Origin of the sequence: Rhizobium sp. Root149 (genome assembly GCF_001427345.1) — a bacterium.
GTDB lineage: Bacteria > Pseudomonadota > Alphaproteobacteria > Rhizobiales > Rhizobiaceae > Neorhizobium > Neorhizobium rhizoryzae.
In genome coordinates this window covers 442,332-458,652 of the sequence record NZ_LMGD01000012.1, presented here as the reverse complement: position 1 = coordinate 458,652, position 16,321 = coordinate 442,332, and the positions used below count along the sequence as shown (strand labels likewise).

The following is a 16,321-nucleotide window of genomic DNA, read 5'->3' as shown; positions in this document are numbered from 1 at the left end:
GATCAATTCTGTTGGCCCAAACCGGTTGTTCCACGAGGAGAAGGGCGCGTGGCGTAGCCATAGCATACGCCCAAGCCCTTCGACAAAGTGGACGGCCGGTTTCGGCCAACCCGCTGGGCAGCATGTATTTTCGCCATTACCTTCGGCTTTCGCCTCGGGCGTATGTCCCGATATGCCCATCGACAAAATCCTTGATCCTGACGAAAATCCATTGCTGCAGAATGATTCAATCAGGTTGAACTCCGCTCTAATTGCAAACGGAAGGCTGCCGAAGATGGCAAACAAAACCTTTCCGTCAGGATCTTCTTAAGATTTAGACCCTACCATTCCCAAAACGCGTATTCGATTGAAAATTGGCCATGAGTAGCGGCGTCAGCACATCCACCGACAAGATCATCGTGGACAAATCGCGGCACCACCGTAACAAAGCGGTGTCGAAGGCGGTTCGCGCCACGCGTGAGCGCTTGCAGTCCAGCGCCAATGGCAGCCACGCCTTCGATCACGATGCGCTTGCCTTGCATGTCAATAACATGCTGCAAAGTGCGCTCATCCTGCCCTTCTTCATCGTCCTCGTCGCAGCAGTCGGCACCTATATCACCAGCGATTCCTCCCTGTTGCCTTGGGCGCTGTTCACGCTTGCGGCGCACTCGCTGAACCTCCTGCTTGCGCGTCGCGCTTCGAAGACTGAACTGACGGCGCTCAATACCCAACGCTGGCAGCGCATGTTCATCTTCGGCCAGTTCCTGATGGGCGCCTGCTGGGCAACCTTTGCCTTTAGCGAATGCGCAGTCTGCGGCGGCGATGGCTATTACTTCTACAAGGGCGCGGTGCTGCTGATCGCGATATCCATCACAGCCATGAGCAATGTCCTGTTGCGCATGGCGGTCATCGTTGCCTTCCTGTTGCCGATGATCAGCCTTGGCCTCATCGCCCTCGACAGCCGCAACGTCTTCGATGTCGGGCTTCTCGGTCTATGCGCCACGGCCGTTCTGTTTTTCCACTACATCTCGAACCGCTTCTATCGCTCCAACCTGACGCTGATGTCCTACCAGTCGGAAAAGGACGATCTGATTGCCGAACTCGAGGTTGCCAAGTCGGTTTCGGATGAAGCCCGCCGTCGCGCGGAAGAGGCCAATCTGGCCAAGTCGCGTTTCCTCGCATCCATGTCGCACGAACTGCGCACCCCCTTGAACGCTATTCTCGGCTTCTCGGAGGTCATGAGTTCGGAAGTGCTGGGACCGATGGGAAATGGCACTTACCGGGAATATGCCGGTGATATCCACCGCTCAGGCCAGCATCTGCTCAACCTCATCAACGAGATTCTCGATCTGTCGCGCATCGAGGCGGGTCGTTATGAATTGAACGAGGAAGCGCTTTCACTGCTGGAGATCGCCGAGGATTGCATCGGCATGGTGCAGTTGCGCGCACGCGCCAAGAACATCAGCATCCATCAGCAGTTCGAGCCAAACCTGCCGCAGGTCTGGGCCGATGAGAAATCAATGCGGCAGGTCCTGCTCAACCTGCTGTCAAACGCGGTAAAGTTTACCAGCCAGGGTGGCGAGGTCACGGTAAAAGTCGGTTGGACCGCCGGTGGCGGTCAGTATGTCGCCATCAAGGACAATGGACCGGGCATTGCGGAAGATGAAATTCCGGTCGTGCTGTCGGCGTTTGGTCAGGGCTCCATCGCGATCAAGAGCGCAGAGCAAGGCACCGGCCTCGGGCTTCCTATCGTGCAGGCGATCCTGGCAAAGCACGACGGTCAGTTCATCCTGCGATCGAAATTGCGTGAGGGCACCGAAGTCATTGCAATCCTTCCCGCCACTCGCGTTCTGCAAAGTCTGCCCGCCGTAGCAGCGACGCGCGCGGTGGAACCGCGCCGCAAAAGCTTCGCCTGACCCCTTCCCTCGAAGCGCCAGGCAGCGCATAATGGCACCATGACAACGCTGTTCGACATCGCCGTTGAGACCGCCCGCCAGCTTCCGCCCGAGAAGCAGGATGATATTGCACGTCTGGTTTTGCAGATGGCAAGCGAGGACCAGTCCGTCTATCGCCTCAGCGAGGAAGAGTTGGCAGAGGTCCACGCTGGCCTACAAGAGGCCGATCAGGACGAACTCGTGGACGAAGCCCAGGCACGGAAGTTGCTGAACAGATTCAAGTGATGAAAATTCGCCTTACCAAGCGTTCTGCTCAGCAAATCGAAACGATACTTGAATTCATCCGCGACAGTTCTCCGACAGGCGCATCGAATGTCGCAGCCCGGCTTGATGCGGTACTGACCCTGCTTAAAGAGCAACCAGGCGCCGGCAGGCAAACGGATATCCCAACCGTTCGTCGGTTGGCTATTACGCCTTATCCATATGTCCTGTTCTACCGCCTCACTGAGAGCGAAGTCGTCATTCTCCGCGTTCTCCATACCAGCCGCCGAAAAGCGGCTGGCTGAAGCTGCAAAATTAATGGTGATGCGGAGTCGGTGTTCCCGCCGTGCTGACGCCTGCCTGTGCAAACGTCGCCATGCCGGAATGGCAAGCGGCAGCTGCCTTCACAATGCCTGCGGCAAGCGCTGCGCCCGTGCCTTCGCCAAGCCGCATGCCCAGCGCCAGAAGCGGCGTCTTGCCAAGTCGTTCGATGGCGCGCAGGTGGCCGGGCTCGCCGGACACATGGCCGATGAGGCAGTGGTCCAGGGCGGTCGGGTTCGCTGCCTTCAGAATGGAGGCGGCAGCCGTTGCCACATAACCGTCGATCAGGACCGGGATCTTCTCCACGCGCGCCGCGAGAATGGCACCCGCCATGGCCGCCACTTCGCGTCCGCCCAGTCGGCGCAGCACTTCCAGCGGGTCGGACAGGTGATCGCGGTGGAAAGCAACTGCCTGCTTGACTGCCGCGATCTTGCGGGCCAGCACCTCGCCCTCCGACCCTGTTCCGGGACCAACCCAGTCCTCAGCTTCTCCGCCGTAAAGCGCGAGATTGATGGCCGCCGCGATGGTCGTGTTACCAATGCCCATCTCGCCGATACACAGAAGATCAGTGCCACCGGCAATCGCCTCCATGCCGAATGCCATGGTCGCAGCACAATCCCGTTCGGAAAGAGCCGCCTCGCAGGTAATATCCCCCGTCGGGTAGTCCAGCGCCAGATCGAAAATCTTCAGGCCCAGATCATTGGCCGCACAGATCTGGTTGATGGCCGCGCCGCCAGCAGCGAAATTCTCAACCATCTGCTGCGTGACCGATGGCGGATAGGGTGTGATGCCATGGCGGGCGACACCGTGATTACCGGCGAAGATCGCGACCAGCGGACGTGTCACGGCAGGGGCGCGTCCCGTCCAGGCGGCCAGCCAGAAGGCGATTTCTTCCAGGCGTCCCAGCGATCCCTTGGGCTTGGTCAACTGCGCATCGCGTTCACGCGCAGCCACCAGCGCACGGGTGTCCGGGCCGGGAAGCTCGCGCAACAGCGTGCGAAAATCATCGAATGGCAGGCCGCTCATGCTCATCGGATCAATCTTCCTTGTCGTTAAGTCCAGTTCGCCCTTTGAGTTAGGCGATGGAATCTGATTTGCTGCGTCCTCCTTAATGAGAGCAGCCCGGAGGAACAACTGCAAAACGTGCCTGAATTCATAACCGATCTGGCGCGCTCCGTCGCATTCCTGTCGCGGCTGCCCGTTCCCGCACGCTTTTTCGAGGGGCATGATGGCTCCGTGGCCCGCGCATGTCGTGCCTTCCCGACTGCTGGCGCGCTCATCGCCCTGCCCTCCGCGCTGCTCATCTGGCTGATGGAAGGTAGTCCCGAAGCGTCTCTGCTTGCTGCATTTCTGGCGCTCGCGCTTGCCGCTTTGCTCACGGGCGGCCTGCATGAGGATGGTCTGGCCGATAGTGCCGATGGCCTGTTCGGTGGCCGCGACAAGGAGCACGCGCTCACCATCATGAAGGACAGCCGCATCGGCAGCTTCGGCGTCATAGGCCTCATCGCAAGCTTCGGTATTCGTGCGGCGGCGCTTTCGGCCCTTATCTCCACCCATGGCGGCACACTCGCCGCTTCTGCACTGATATCGGCGGCCGCAATCTCGCGTGCGCTCATGGTCTGGCACTGGGCCCATCTTCCCCCTGCGCGCGTCAACGGCACAGCGGTTGCCATGGGCCAGCCCCAATCCTCCGCCGTGCGCGTCGCGGTTTTCTCCGCTCTCGGGTTCGCGCTTTTGCTCATCGTTGCGGGCGCCTCCCTGGGCTCGGTCATTGCCATGCTCATGTGCGCGGCAGGCGCCGCTTTCCTGTTCATCCGCTACGTGCGGGAGAAGATCGGCGGCCATACGGGAGATACCATCGGCGCGACCCAGCAGATCACGGAAATGGCATGTCTCGCCGCTCTTGTGATCAGTCTGTAGAGAGCCAATATAATGGCCATGGTGACGCCCTGTATCCTTGTTTGTGCTCTCGATCCGCAATCCGGCATCTGCGTCGGCTGTGGGCGCACGGGCGATGAGATAGGAAGCTGGACCAGCATGACGGAGGCGCAGAGGATCGCGCTGATGCAACTCCTCCCTGCGCGCCTGAAAACGCTTGGCCCCGTCGATCCTCCGCAACAGGAGAACGCCCAGCCATGCTGATGATCGTGCTGGCCATTCTCGGTGCCGGTCTTGCGCTGTTGATCTTCAACAACGATGCGGGCCAGACCTTTGGCTTCGCCAATGATGATTTCGCCCATCTCGTTCAATTGTCGGCCATTGCCATCCTGCTGTCGGCTGGCGTTCTGGCGGGACGAAGAGGCAAGGCATCCGAGGTGCTCCGCAACATCGTCATCTGGCTGGTTGTCGCGCTCGTTCTGGTCGCTGGCTACGTCTACCGGGATGATTTCCGCAGCATCGGCGCACGCGTGACCGCTGGGCTGATCCCCGGTAGTCCGATGGTGATGACGACGAGTGAAGGCGGTTCGGAAGTCGTGCTCTACCGCGCCCGCAACGGTCACTTCCAGGCGCAGGTCAGCGTCGATGGCAAGACGATCCCGATGCTTGTCGATACGGGCGCGAGTTCCATCGTCCTGTCATGGCGCGATGCGCAAGCAATCGGCCTTGATCCCTCGAAGCTCGATTTCACAACACCCGTCATGACCGCAAATGGGCGAGCCATGGCGGCACCAGTCCGTCTGGATAATGTCGGCATTGGGCCAATCGCCCGGCAAAACCTGCGAGCGCTGGTGGCGGAACAGGGCCGCTTGGAGCAAAGCCTTCTGGGCATGAGTTTCCTCTCCACCCTCGGCTCACTTCAGATGCAGACAGATCAGCTCCGCTTGCGCGACTGAATATCGTTGGCCGTGAGTTATTTCCGCAGCCGGTAACCCGTCCGGAAGATCCAGAACAGCAGGCTGAGACAGATCGTCAGGAACACCGCAATCATCACGAGGCTGATCACCGGGTTCACATCAGCAATGCCGTAGAAGCTCCAGCGGAAGCCCGAGACCAGATAAAGCACCGGATTGAAGTGGCTGACCGTCTGCCAGAAAGGCGGCAGCATGTCGATGGAATAGAAGCTGCCACCGAGGAAGGTCAGCGGCGGCACCACCAGCATGGGCACAAGGTTCAACTGTTCAAAGTTGTCCGCCCAGATACCGATAATGAAGCCAGCCATCGAGAAGGTTATTGCCGTCAGCACCATGAAGACGAGCATCATGACGGGATGCTGGATCGACAGGTCCACGAAGAACGAGGCCGTAGCGAGGATGATTAGACCGATAATGATTCCCTTGCTGGCCGCGGCGCCGACGTAGCCGATCACCACTTCCGTCATGGACACGGGCGCTGACAGGATCTCGTAGATCGTGCCAGTAAATTTCGGGAAATAGATGCCGATCGCGCCATTGCTGATGCACTGGCCAAGGAGTGTGAGCATGATCAGTCCCGGCGTTATGAATGCCCCGTAGGACACGCCGTTGACTTCCTGGATGCGGGTACCGATGGCCGTTCCGAACACGATGAAATACAGCGAGGTGGTGATCACTGGCGAAATCACGCTTTGCAGCAGGGTCCGCTTCATTCGGGCCATCTCGAAAAGGTAGATGGATTTGATCGCTTCCCAGTTCATGCGCGATCTCCCACGAGCGAAACGAAGATATCTTCAAGCGAACTCTGATGGGTGGAAATATCGCTGATCATCAGGCCTTCGCTTTCCATAGCTGCCAGAACCGCGCCAATGCGTGCCTCGCCAGCGCCGTTTCCATACTCGTGGATGACGGCTCGCCCATCCTCCGAAAGATTAAGTTGCAGAGCCTCAAGCGAGGGCGGCAGAGCGGAAAGCGGTGACTTCAGTTCAAGCCGCAGCTGTTTTCGCCCCAGCTTCTGCATCAGCGCACGCTTTTCTTCCACCAGCAGAAGCTCGCCGCCGCTGATGACGCCAATCCGGTCCGCCATCTCTTCAGCCTCTTCGATGTAATGCGTGGTCAGGATCACCGTCACGCCGCCCTCCCGCAGGCGGTCAATCGCCGCCCACATGCCGCGTCGCAGCTCCACATCTACGCCGGCCGTCGGTTCATCCAGAAACAGAATGCGCGGCTCATGAGCCAGCGCCTTGGCAATCAGCACGCGACGCTTCATGCCGCCGGAAAGCTCGCGCAGCTTGTTGTCACGCTTGTCCCAGAGCGAGAGATCCTTGAGAATCTGTTCGATAAGCTTGGGGTTGGCTTTTTCGCCATGCAGACCACGCGAAAAGCTGACTGTATTCCAGACGGTCTCGAACTGATCCGTCGTCAACTCCTGCGGCACGAGGCCGATGAGCTTGCGTGTCTGCCGGAAGTCGCGAACCACATCATGGCCCCCCACCATCACGGTTCCGCCCGTGGGCATGGAAATCCCGCAGATGATGGAAATCATCGTTGTCTTGCCCGCACCGTTCGGGCCGAGCAGCGCGAGAATTTCACCTTCCTCGATGTCGAGGTTGACGCCCTTCAGCGCCGAAAATCCGTTGGCATAGGTCTTCTGAAGATTTCGAATGGAAACAATCGCGGGCATCGCGGACCTTCGCGTAAATTATGGAGGGTAGAAACATGGCAGGCGGAATCTGCAACGATCCCGCAGCGTATATAGGCAACCACCTCCGAAAAGGGAGGTCAAATATTCGGAGATCAGAAGGAAGGCGGCAACGGCAGATGGGCAATCATCTCGCCATCCTCATCCAACCCTTGCTCGACAAAGCCTGCACTGAGATAAAGCTGGCGCGCAGCCAGGTTCTCCGGTTCGTAACAGATGGAAATCTTTAAGACATGCGGCTCGCGGCGAATCTCGGCGATGACTGCGGACAGAGCAGCCCGCCCGAAACCCCTACCCTGCTGCCGTTCATCGATGATGAAGCGGTAGAGTTGCGCAACATCGTCAGCACTGGTCGCGTCATACATCAGAAAACCGACAGGCTCACCATCGTGCAGAATGGCGCGCGGTCTTGCGTCCTCGTCAGTCTCGGCCTCCTCAAGAGAATCGGCAACGCTCGCCACCATCCGCACCTGATCCGGTCGAAGACGCAGGTCGAGAAGCTTCGGCACAAGGTCAGCCGTGACTGGACAAAGCTGGATGATGGGCGGCTCAAGCGGCAAGGGTAGCGAACTCCTGTCTGACTTAATCCGGTTTGCGCCGGGGCTGGAATGTGTGTTCCTCCGCCGGAAAGCTACCCTCCCGCACGTCGCGTGCATAGTCCGCCGCAGATTGCGAGACCAGAGCGCCGAGTTCAGCATAGCGTTTGACGAAGCGTGGCTTGAACGCATCGAACAGACCCAGCATGTCGTCACAGACCAGCACCTGCCCATCGCAAGCGGCGGAGGCGCCGATACCAATTGTCGGGATGGCCAGCGACTGTGAAATCTCTCGGGCAACCGGTTCGACAGTCCCTTCAATCACCACCGCAAATGCACCCGCTTGCGCAACCGCAGCAGCGTCGGCGGCGATCTTTGTCGCCTCTTCATCGCTATGGCCCAGCGCACGAAAGCCGCCGGATGTATTCACCATCTGCGGCATCAGACCCACATGTGCCAGCACAGGCACGCCTCTGGTCGAGAGAAAATGAATGGTTTCGGCCATCTCCGCGCCGCCCTCGAGCTTGATACCATCGCAGCCAGTTTCCTGCAGAATGCGAACGGCGTTGCGATAGGCCTGCTCCTTCGATTCCTGGTAGCTGCCAAAGGGCATGTCGACGATCACGCAGGCTTGGGCTGCACCGCGCATCACGGCCTGCCCATGCGCGATCATCATGTCGAGCGTCACCGAGACGGTCGTCTCCATGCCGTACAGCACCATTCCGAGTGAATCGCCGACCAGCAAGAGATCACAGTGCGGATCCAGCAGGCGCGCCATAGGCGTGGTGTAGGCGGTCAGCGAAACAATTTTCTGCTGCCCCTTCATCGCGCGAATGGCGGTGATCGTCTTGCGTCGAACCTTTGTCGGTGCGCTCATCAATGGGTATCCTCTGCACGAGAAACGGGAGCAATGACCCGGTTGTCCAATAGCCGTGTCGTTCCAAAGCGAACGAAGAGAGCAACGACCACCGCCTCATCGCTCAGGTCCGTCACGCGCTGCAGCGTGGTCGCATGGCGCACGGCCACCACATCCGGCTCGGCCAATGGTTCGCGCTTCAGGAATGCCGTGAGCTCCGCCTCCAGCGCCACGGGATCCTTCAGACCCTCGCGAACAAGCCGCTCGGCAAGGTCGAGCGCCCGCGGTACGATGACCGCTGCCTTCCGTTCGTCCTCGGTGAGATAGACATTGCGCGACGAGCAGGCCAGTCCGTCAGGCTCGCGAACAGTGGCAACGGCAACCACCCGCACCGGCTGCGCCAGATCCTCGACCATGCGCCGAATGATCTGCACCTGCTGATAATCCTTCTCGCCGAAATAGGCGACATCCGGCTGAACAAGATTGAACAGCTTCGTCACGACGGTTGCCACGCCTGCGAAATGACCGGGCCGAACCTCACCCTCCAGCTGGCTGCCAATGGTCGGCACATCCACCACGGTCAGCATGGGGCTCGGATACATCTCGCTGACGTCAGGAGCAAAAAGAATATCGACACCAGCCGCTTCCAGCATCGCGCTGTCGCGGGCCAGATCACGGGGGTACTTGTCCAGATCCTCGTTCTTGCCAAATTGCAGCGGGTTCACGAAAATGGAAACGACGGTAGCACCGTTCTCGGCCTGAGAGCGCTCCACGAGCGTCATGTGCCCGACATGCAAATATCCCATGGTGGGAACGAAGCCGATCCTCCTGCCGTCGCCACGCAGAGCGCGGACAGCGGCCCGCAATTCCTCACGAGTCTTGATGATCTGCAAATTCCACTCCCGTCCTCACCCGTTGGCGGCCGGAACATGGCCGTCCGCCTTTGTTGCAGCGCATTTATCGCAGGCGCCGCCGGAGTGAAAGATATATCAGCCGGGAATTCAGATCAGTCGCAGTATCGATTGCCGGAAGCACGACTGCGCAGATCGAAATGGAAGTGGTTCCAGTGTTCGGCATTGCTGCCCGGACCGAGAACCGTGTTGAAATACTTGCAGCTATCGTCACGAACGGCCTTCAGCAGCGCTCCCTCGCGGAACGAGAACAGGCCCTTCTTTCGAACATCGATTTCGTGGCCGTTCTTCAATACGAACTTGCCGACATCTATGGCATTGCCGCGCGCGTGCTCGGACATCGGGTTGTAGCGTTGGCGACTGTTGTTCATGCGACGGCAGGAATATCCGCCCATGGGCTCGATCTTGCCGATGCCGCTCCAGTAGCGAACGCGCGAGGATGGCACGAGCTCGTTCTTCACCCATTGGGCAAAGGCAAGCGTCGTCTGGCAATTGAGGGTCACGGCCGGTTTGACCTGCACGCCTCCGGAGAGGCCATAGAGCTCAACCGGATAGTCGATGCCGCAACTCGGGCCATCGGAAATTTGCGGCTTGTCCCGGTAAAGCACACCCATGCGCTTCAACTGGGCGCGGCAGCTCGCTTCGGATGCCGGCATGGGAGAGGCGTCGGTGCGGGAGGATTGCTGTGCGATTGTCGGGTTGCGCGGCATCAGCATCGCTACCTGCTGCGGCTCCGGCTCGATCCTGCTCGGGGCGACGACTGGACGGGAATCGCTCCAGCGGGGTGGAGTTGCGGCGAGATCGCCCCGCACCGGCTGTTGCACCCGCTTGGGCGCGAGCGAATTCTGCTGCGGCTGGTTTTGGAGATAGAGATCCTGCGCCGGTTGCACAGGCGCGCTTGTTGCATAGGGTTGCGCGCTTCGCTGGGTGGGCCTGTTGCGCTGGACAGGCGCATCGGTGCCGATGCCGTCCACGACAGGCTGCGAGGCATTGCCTTCCGCAATATCGTTATTCTGCTCCTCGGCAAGGCCAACCACATGCGGAGCAGGCTGTCCGCCGCCGACGCCAAGCGCCGCATCCATATTGACGCCATTGGCATCATAGGTCAGCGTGCCAAGGGTCTTTGGAGGCTCACCCATCTGACGGGGCTGTGTCATCGCCTCGTCGCTGTCTATCATGGGAAGACGCGCCTGGCGCGTCGCTGCCGGGGGCATGGGCTGCGCGGCGGGCTCGTAAGGGTTGCCCACCTGCTCCATCGGCTGCTGGGCTGGCGCGGCATAGGCGTCCATGGAAGGCGCCTGTTGAACCGGAACCCGTCCCGGCGGAATGGCGCTGACCCGCGTGCCACGGTCAATAGGTGCAGGCGGCACCAGCCCGTCTGCGGTGCAACCCACCAGCATCGTGGAGATCATCAGGAAGGCCACGGCCCTTCGGGTGTTCAAAGCATACGCCATACAAGCTGCTCACATTGGGGAACCGGGCCGTCGTCCTGAACGTGCAACGATCATCCAGGGCCATCGTGTGCCACCCTTGCCGGAATGCCACACCTCAAAATTCTAGGCACACAGGGTAAACAAAGACTTTCGAGATCGGGGTCTTTTCAGGGCAATATTGTAGCAACGACTGATGGAACCGCCTCAGACCTGAACGATCGTGTTTGAAAATCGCTCAAATGCCAAACGCCCGCTGCGGTTTCGCAACGGGCGTTCGTTTGGTCTCGATACTCGCTTATCAGGCGGCGCGGTGCATGCGCATGTCCTGTTGGCCAAGACGGAACCCGGAGAGCAGGCTCTGCAACTGGCGGCTCTGTTCTTCCAGCGTCTGGCTGGAGGCCGTGGTTTCCTCCACCATGGCAGCATTCTGCTGGGTCATCTGGTCCATATGGCTGACGGAGGTATTGATTTCCTGCAGACCCGTGGCCTGTTCGCGGGACGCTGTCGCAATTCCCTCGACCTGCGCATTCACCTGTTCGACAAGCTTGACGATCTCGACGAGAGCGTCGCCCGTGGTGCGAACCAGCGAGACGCCCGCCTCGACCTCATGGGCCGAATTCTGGATCAACTGCTTGATCTCCTTGGCGGCATTGGCAGAGCGCTGGGCAAGTTCGCGCACTTCCTGCGCCACCACCGCAAAGCCGCGACCTGCCTCACCCGCACGGGCCGCTTCCACACCGGCGTTGAGCGCCAGGAGGTTGGTTTGGAAAGCGATCTCGTCGATCACGCCGATGATCTGGCCGATACGGTTCGAGGAGTCCTCGATACGGCCCATGGCGGTGATCGCCTCGCTGACGATTTCGCCGGAGCGGCCGGCACTCTTCTTGGTTTCCGCCACCATGGCGCGGGCCTCCACGGCGCGCTCCGAAGCTGTCTTTACTGTCGAGGTAATTTCTTCCAGCGCCGCAGCCGTCTGTTCCAGGGCAGCAGCCTGTTGTTCCGTGCGGCGGGAAAGATTGTTGGTCGCATCGGAGATGTTGGCGGAACTGCTGTGGACAACGTGACCCGTTTCCGAAATCTGCTGTATGGTCGAGCGCAGCGAACTCACAGCAAGATTGAAGTCGTTGCGAAGCTTCGTGTAGTCCGCCCCGAGATCGTCAAGCGCGATGGAAAGATCGCCACGCGCAAGGGCTTCAAGTCCGTGCCCCAGCGCGCCCATGGCCCGCTGCTGGCCCTCGGCCGCCGCACGGATCTGGTGCGCAGACTGCTCCCGGTCCTGAGCAATGGCGCGCTGCTGTTCCGCATCGCGTGCCTGGAGTTCGGTGCGTTCATTGACCGCCGTGCGCAGAACTTCGATGGAATGCGCCATCTCGTTCAACTCGCGAGAAGCTGTGCCAATCTCGACAGCCACATTGGCTTCACCCTGTGCCATGCGGCCCAGAACCTGACGCATCGCGTTGATGGGCTTCGTAATGCCGCGCACGATGACATAGGCAGCTGCAGCCAGCACAAGCAGACCGACGCCGCAGACGATGCTGAAACGGATAGCCTTCTTCAGGAACAGCGCCTGCAGGTCGTCGACATAGACGCCCGTGCCGACAATCCAGCCCCAGGGCTCGAAACCGACGACATGCGAATACTTGCCGACCGGCTTGTCAGCGCCCGGCTTCGGCCAGTCGTAATCGACGTAACCTTGACCACCGGCCTTCACGGTCTTGACGAACTCGACGAAAAGAAATTTGCCGTTCGGGTCCTTGTTCTGCGTCAGGTCCGCACCGTTCAGTTCCGGCTTGATCGGGTGCAGGACCATGCGCGGATGCATGTCGTTGATCCAGAAATAGCCTGAACCATTGTCGTAGCGCATCGCGCCGATCACCCGCTTTGCCTCGGCCTGGGCCTGCTCGCGTGTCAGTTTGCCGCTCTTCTCCTGGTCGTAGGCAGCCTTCAGCAAGCTGATCGCATTCGCGTTCATCGCGGCAAGAGCCGATTTGCGTTCGGCCTCGACTGCTGAGTAACTTTGCATCAGACTGATGGCCATGGCAGAAATCAGGATAACCACTGCAAGTCCAACCAGCATGAATAGCCGCGTCGATAGACCGAATTTCTTCATGGAAGTACCCCATCTAAAAAAAATTTTACTCAAATTAGAAGCAGCTTATTACGGTTCGGTAAATTCCGAGCAAGACTCTTGTCATTCATCAAATCGCTACGGTTAAACGCTTCAATACTCTGACATTTTCCCCACTGGTATATTGCAGCGCAACACGTTCTGAGAGATTGTGAGTGCGGCACTCAAGCAGAATTCTGTATTTTATTGCACGCTACTTGCACATTCAGCATGAAGGGGACGACCGAGTGAGCGACACAAACGAAAATGTGAAGCCGGATGGCGAACTGACCTTGCGGACCCTTGCCATGCCCGGAGACGCCAACCCGGCGGGCGATATTTTCGGTGGCTGGGTCATGGCACAGATGGACTTGGCGGCCGGCATCCGGGCCGGTGAGCGCGCCCGTGGCAGGGTCGTAACCGCTGCAGTGAAGGAGATGGCCTTTCAGCGACCGGTCAAGATCGGCGACACACTCAGCATCTACACCTCGATTGAACGGATCGGACGAACGTCGATCACGCTGCATGTGGAAGCCTGGGCTATCCGATCACGGCACGGCATCACGGAAAAGGTAACGGAAGCAACCTTCATCATGGTTGCCATCGACGAAGTCGGACAGCCGGTTGCTGTGCCTGCCTGACAGGCGACATTATCAATTCGTCTTTACGAAAAGACTGCTGGGGTCGAAGCCGAGGCCAGGGAATACTTTCGCATTCAGGTTGGCAGCCGTGATCTCGAACTGCTGGAAAAGGAGTGCCGCCAGCAGTTCGCGAATGTCACGCGTGGGGGCCAGATCCCGCCCCTCGAACAATTGTCCTTCGGCCAGTCCCGGCCAATCGGCAAGAACGCGCCCTCCGGCAATCGCCCCTCCGGCAAGGAGGGCCGCGCTTGCTGTACCGTGATCCGTGCCGCCCATTGAATTCAAACGAAGCGTGCGACCGAACTCGGTTATGGCCACCACTGCGGTTTGTTGCCAGGCAGCCTCACCCATACCGGCCTGAAGGTGCAGAATTGCCTCGGTCAGAAGGCGCACTGCTTCTGCGAAACTCCGCTTCTGTTCCTGATGCGTATCCCAGCCGGCAAGAGAGAAGCTGGCGACACGATAATCCTCCGCCAGTAGCGAGCCGGCAAGTTTCGCCAGGTCTGCAATGCCTGTCATGCGCGCCTGCGGATTCACGATTGGCGGCAGCGGATCAAGATCGGACATGCCAGCACCCGCCTTGCCAAAAAGTGGGTCAGTTTGAAACAGTGCCTGCAGACTGTTGATTTCGTCCTGAGCCAAGGGGAAATCGCTTTGTGTCGCCCAGACGTCGGTCTTGTTACCGCCCGTCATGATCAGTTCGACGCTGGTGGTTATGTCGACCGCTGCGCGCGAAGCCGTGCGAGGTATCAACGCAAGTGCTCGGTTCAACCAGCCGGTCCGTGATCCGCTTCCGATGGGATTTCCCGTTTCGATCACGTCTTGTGCCTCGAAATGGCTGGAGCGACCTCGATATGGACTGGCAATGCCATGCGCGAAGGACAGATGACCCGCTCTCCACAACGACATCAGACCAGAAGCCGCAGGGTGAAGACCAAAAAAGCCGTCGAGGTCGATCAATCCGCTCGCTGGCGTCAGGGCAAGGTCTGGACGCAGGACGCCGAGATTGGCATCGCCATAGGGCTGGACGAGGTCGACCCCATCCATGCCGCCGCGCAGCAGTATCACGACAAGGCGACGGTCGCCCGATGTCGCGGCTAGGCTGACATTCGGCAATAGGGATGAAGCCGCAGCAGCACCGAGTGATGCCAGAAAGCCGCGGCGTTTGAGCCGGAATTCGCGATTGGCCGCCATCGTCATCTCCGATTGAACTGCGGTGACGCCAGCACCATGGTCAGCCCATGCACTTTGCTGGGCGCTGCTGAAACAAGTTCCCGCGTTTGAGCACTGGCAAGATCGGCAAGCACCGTGTCGAGAAGCGCCAGCGGCGCCACATCGGATGCCAGAAGTCGCACCGCCATCCGCGCCCAGGCGACACGTTCGGCCAGATGACCTGGCATCAGCCAGCTCGCCGCATCGTCCGGAAAACCGGCCGGGCTTGGCGGCTCCCAGACAGGCTGCCCCATGCGACGCAGAGACTGGAGCGTCAGCAATCGCGCCACGCCCGGTTTTCGCCGTGGCGGCACCTTGCCATCCGGTGGCGGCACATCGTCACCGTCGCGATCATCATCGGCATTGACGAGTGCGTCGAACTCACCACCCTTCACGTCAAACGCGCGCAGGGCCGAGACCACGAATTCGAAAGGCGCCATGACTTTGCTGGCCTCCGGCGCGAAGGCTGCCGGATGCTCGAGCATTGCGCGATAGACCTCCGTCAGATTGCCGCCAGTCGCCTGCCAGCGCCCGATCATCCCGCTCAGCATGTCCGGATTGACCTCTTCGCTGATGAAGTGGCGAACGAGCTTGTTGCAGATGTGGCGGGCAGTTGCCGGGTGATTGGCGAGATCCGCCAGCATCTCCAGGTGATCAGACCCGTTGCGTGCACGGTCGCTATAGGATTTGCCGAGCAGGACATGGGCACCGGGCTCCGCCCGGCCTGGACGATTGCTGACTTCAAGGCTGCGGAGATCGAGGGACAGGCCGGTCAGGATCAACGCAGCGCCGTTGACATCGGCAGCGGTAAACTCCGCCTGATCTCCCAGAGAGTGCACTTCCAGTAGTTCCTGCGCCAGGCTCTGGTTCAGTGTCCCCCCGCTTCTCTCGGCGACCGGAGACTGCGGCCCGACGGAGGATGCCTGGTCAAGATAGATGAGCATGGCCGGATGCAGCACCGCCGCCTTCAGCAGGTCTCCAAAGTTGCCAGCGAGATTAGGCCGTATTGCCTCTGCCTCGAACAGCGGCGCAAGAAGTCGCATCTCGTAGGTCTTCGTCGCATTGATGGCGAAATGATTGACCCAGAAACTGGCCAGCCGTTCGAAGAACCCGTTTTCGCAGTAAACCGCCTGCGCGACACGCGACAGGGCATCCCGGCGCAGCAAGCGCTCCGCCTCCCGCTGCGTCTCCTGCCGGAGACCGGGATTGGGTCTGCCATCCTGCGCGGCGCGCGCCTCGACCGTCCGAACGGAGACAAGCCGACCCAGCGTTTCCCGACGCCCGAGGGCGCCCTCGCGTGGAAAACGCGGCACCGACTTCGACCCCTTCTGGAGCTGGAGCATCAGCGCATTGATGTCAGATGGAGGCGTCTCTCGCGGTTTCAGTCCATAGCAGAACCGTCTCGCGGCGATGGTCGAAAAGGAGGCGGCCATCCATAATCCTTGTGAAAATATGATTCTGAATCATCTTACATAGTCGAACATGTAACGGTGTTTGGAGTTGGGCAATACGACCATTTTCGGACACTTTGAGCATCTGGATATCGGTCCGGTAATAATCGATTAGCTTTCATTCGAACTTGTCCTGAAATCAGACATCCAAAATGGGCCACGGC

The 16,321-nt window shown here is 59.8% G+C and carries 17 protein-coding genes; 7 read left to right on the top strand and 10 right to left on the bottom strand.

Annotation, left to right across the window (positions count from 1 at the left end):
* Nucleotides 1-359 precede the first annotated feature (359 nt).
* From ASD54_RS09080 to ASD54_RS09070, 3 genes are read left to right on the top strand one after another with little or no spacing between them, the layout of a single operon-like run.
* Nucleotides 360-1,895, top strand: a complete 1,536-nt coding sequence (locus ASD54_RS09080) for a HAMP domain-containing sensor histidine kinase (RefSeq protein ID WP_062554257.1) — start codon at nucleotides 360-362, stop codon at nucleotides 1,893-1,895.
* Nucleotides 1,896-1,934: 39 nt separating this feature from the next.
* Nucleotides 1,935-2,159 carry a hypothetical protein gene (locus ASD54_RS09075; RefSeq protein WP_062554256.1) on the top strand — a complete coding sequence of 75 codons (225 nt, stop codon included), beginning with the start codon at nucleotides 1,935-1,937 and terminating at the stop codon, nucleotides 2,157-2,159.
* Nucleotides 2,159-2,440 (top strand): type II toxin-antitoxin system RelE/ParE family toxin, encoded by a 282-nt coding sequence (locus ASD54_RS09070; RefSeq protein ID WP_062554255.1) that lies wholly within the window; start codon nucleotides 2,159-2,161, stop codon nucleotides 2,438-2,440. The genes ASD54_RS09075 and ASD54_RS09070 overlap by 1 nt, the downstream gene beginning before the upstream one ends.
* A 10-nt stretch (nucleotides 2,441-2,450) precedes the next feature.
* Here ASD54_RS09070 and cobT read toward each other — a convergent pair whose 3' ends face one another.
* Nucleotides 2,451-3,488, bottom strand: coding sequence for a nicotinate-nucleotide--dimethylbenzimidazole phosphoribosyltransferase (gene cobT, locus ASD54_RS09065; protein ID WP_062554254.1), 1,038 nt, complete (start codon nucleotides 3,486-3,488; stop codon nucleotides 2,451-2,453).
* A gap of 102 nt (nucleotides 3,489-3,590) precedes the next feature.
* Here cobT and ASD54_RS09060 point away from each other — a divergent pair, with 102 nt between their 5' ends.
* The 3 genes from ASD54_RS09060 to ASD54_RS09050 are packed head-to-tail and all read left to right on the top strand — an operon-like array spanning nucleotide 3,591 to nucleotide 5,290.
* Nucleotides 3,591-4,376: an adenosylcobinamide-GDP ribazoletransferase gene (locus ASD54_RS09060; protein WP_062554253.1), complete on the top strand. Its 786-nt coding sequence runs from the start codon at nucleotides 3,591-3,593 to the stop codon at nucleotides 4,374-4,376.
* A gap of 12 nt (nucleotides 4,377-4,388) precedes the next feature.
* A complete protein-coding gene (locus ASD54_RS09055) occupies nucleotides 4,389-4,598 on the top strand; it encodes a DUF1289 domain-containing protein (RefSeq protein WP_312223346.1) in 210 nt (69 codons plus the stop codon).
* Nucleotides 4,592-5,290, top strand: a complete 699-nt coding sequence (locus ASD54_RS09050; protein WP_062554252.1) for a TIGR02281 family clan AA aspartic protease — start codon at nucleotides 4,592-4,594, stop codon at nucleotides 5,288-5,290. Before ASD54_RS09055 ends, ASD54_RS09050 begins: the two co-directional genes overlap by 7 nt.
* A gap of 17 nt (nucleotides 5,291-5,307) precedes the next feature.
* Here the strand turns inward: ASD54_RS09050 and ASD54_RS09045 are convergent, their stop codons facing one another.
* The 7 genes from ASD54_RS09045 to ASD54_RS09015 form a co-directional block, all read right to left on the bottom strand.
* Complete coding sequence (locus ASD54_RS09045; RefSeq protein WP_062554251.1) at nucleotides 5,308-6,069, bottom strand: ABC transporter permease; 762 nt, start codon at nucleotides 6,067-6,069, stop codon at nucleotides 5,308-5,310.
* Nucleotides 6,066-6,992, bottom strand: coding sequence for an ABC transporter ATP-binding protein (locus tag ASD54_RS09040; protein WP_062554250.1), 927 nt, complete (start codon nucleotides 6,990-6,992; stop codon nucleotides 6,066-6,068). Before ASD54_RS09040 ends, ASD54_RS09045 begins: the two co-directional genes overlap by 4 nt.
* 113 nt (nucleotides 6,993-7,105) lie before the next feature.
* A complete protein-coding gene (locus tag ASD54_RS09035; protein WP_244484716.1) occupies nucleotides 7,106-7,570 on the bottom strand; it encodes a GNAT family N-acetyltransferase in 465 nt (154 codons plus the stop codon).
* Nucleotides 7,571-7,592: 22 nt separating this feature from the next.
* Nucleotides 7,593-8,423 carry a 3-methyl-2-oxobutanoate hydroxymethyltransferase gene (gene panB / locus ASD54_RS09030; protein ID WP_062554249.1) on the bottom strand — a complete coding sequence of 277 codons (831 nt, stop codon included), beginning with the start codon at nucleotides 8,421-8,423 and terminating at the stop codon, nucleotides 7,593-7,595.
* Nucleotides 8,423-9,295 (bottom strand): pantoate--beta-alanine ligase, encoded by an 873-nt coding sequence (gene panC, locus ASD54_RS09025; RefSeq protein ID WP_062554248.1) that lies wholly within the window; start codon nucleotides 9,293-9,295, stop codon nucleotides 8,423-8,425. Before panC ends, panB begins: the two co-directional genes overlap by 1 nt.
* 113 nt (nucleotides 9,296-9,408) lie before the next feature.
* Nucleotides 9,409-10,767 carry an extensin family protein gene (locus tag ASD54_RS09020; protein ID WP_062554247.1) on the bottom strand — a complete coding sequence of 453 codons (1,359 nt, stop codon included), beginning with the start codon at nucleotides 10,765-10,767 and terminating at the stop codon, nucleotides 9,409-9,411.
* Nucleotides 10,768-11,044: 277 nt separating this feature from the next.
* On the bottom strand, nucleotides 11,045-12,856 hold the full coding sequence (locus ASD54_RS09015) for a methyl-accepting chemotaxis protein (RefSeq protein ID WP_062554246.1): 1,812 nt from the start codon (nucleotides 12,854-12,856) through the stop codon (nucleotides 11,045-11,047).
* Nucleotides 12,857-13,161: 305 nt separating this feature from the next.
* Here ASD54_RS09015 and ASD54_RS09010 point away from each other — a divergent pair, with 305 nt between their 5' ends.
* Nucleotides 13,162-13,494 carry an acyl-CoA thioesterase gene (locus tag ASD54_RS09010; protein WP_062554770.1) on the top strand — a complete coding sequence of 111 codons (333 nt, stop codon included), beginning with the start codon at nucleotides 13,162-13,164 and terminating at the stop codon, nucleotides 13,492-13,494.
* A 12-nt stretch (nucleotides 13,495-13,506) separates the two neighbouring features.
* Here ASD54_RS09010 and ASD54_RS09005 read toward each other — a convergent pair whose 3' ends face one another.
* Both ASD54_RS09005 and ASD54_RS09000 read right to left on the bottom strand, forming a co-directional pair.
* Nucleotides 13,507-14,694, bottom strand: coding sequence for a DUF1501 domain-containing protein (locus ASD54_RS09005; RefSeq protein ID WP_062554245.1), 1,188 nt, complete (start codon nucleotides 14,692-14,694; stop codon nucleotides 13,507-13,509).
* Nucleotides 14,691-16,139, bottom strand: a complete 1,449-nt coding sequence (locus tag ASD54_RS09000; RefSeq protein WP_062554244.1) for a DUF1800 domain-containing protein — start codon at nucleotides 16,137-16,139, stop codon at nucleotides 14,691-14,693. The genes ASD54_RS09005 and ASD54_RS09000 overlap by 4 nt, the downstream gene beginning before the upstream one ends.
* Nucleotides 16,140-16,321 lie beyond the last annotated feature (182 nt).

Excerpts from the sequence above, each read along its gene's own strand:
- ASD54_RS09080 (WP_062554257.1), top strand. The coding sequence starts at position 360 with ATGAGTAGCGGCGTCAGCACATCCACCGACAAGATCATCGTGGACAAA.
- ASD54_RS09075 (WP_062554256.1), top strand. The coding sequence starts at position 1,935 with ATGACAACGCTGTTCGACATCGCCGTTGAGACCGCCCGCCAGCTTCCG.
- ASD54_RS09070 (WP_062554255.1), top strand. The coding sequence starts at position 2,159 with ATGAAAATTCGCCTTACCAAGCGTTCTGCTCAGCAAATCGAAACGATA.
- cobT (WP_062554254.1), bottom strand. The coding sequence starts at position 3,488 with ATGAGCATGAGCGGCCTGCCATTCGATGATTTTCGCACGCTGTTGCGC.
- ASD54_RS09055 (WP_312223346.1), top strand. The coding sequence starts at position 4,389 with ATGGCCATGGTGACGCCCTGTATCCTTGTTTGTGCTCTCGATCCGCAA.
- ASD54_RS09050 (WP_062554252.1), top strand. The coding sequence starts at position 4,592 with ATGCTGATGATCGTGCTGGCCATTCTCGGTGCCGGTCTTGCGCTGTTG.
- ASD54_RS09045 (WP_062554251.1), bottom strand. The coding sequence starts at position 6,069 with ATGAACTGGGAAGCGATCAAATCCATCTACCTTTTCGAGATGGCCCGA.
- ASD54_RS09040 (WP_062554250.1), bottom strand. The coding sequence starts at position 6,992 with ATGCCCGCGATTGTTTCCATTCGAAATCTTCAGAAGACCTATGCCAAC.
- panB (WP_062554249.1), bottom strand. The coding sequence starts at position 8,423 with ATGAGCGCACCGACAAAGGTTCGACGCAAGACGATCACCGCCATTCGC.
- ASD54_RS09020 (WP_062554247.1), bottom strand. The coding sequence starts at position 10,767 with ATGGCGTATGCTTTGAACACCCGAAGGGCCGTGGCCTTCCTGATGATC.
- ASD54_RS09015 (WP_062554246.1), bottom strand. The coding sequence starts at position 12,856 with ATGAAGAAATTCGGTCTATCGACGCGGCTATTCATGCTGGTTGGACTT.
- ASD54_RS09010 (WP_062554770.1), top strand. The coding sequence starts at position 13,162 with ATGCCCGGAGACGCCAACCCGGCGGGCGATATTTTCGGTGGCTGGGTC.
- ASD54_RS09005 (WP_062554245.1), bottom strand. The coding sequence starts at position 14,694 with ATGACGATGGCGGCCAATCGCGAATTCCGGCTCAAACGCCGCGGCTTT.
- ASD54_RS09000 (WP_062554244.1), bottom strand. The coding sequence starts at position 16,139 with ATGGCCGCCTCCTTTTCGACCATCGCCGCGAGACGGTTCTGCTATGGA.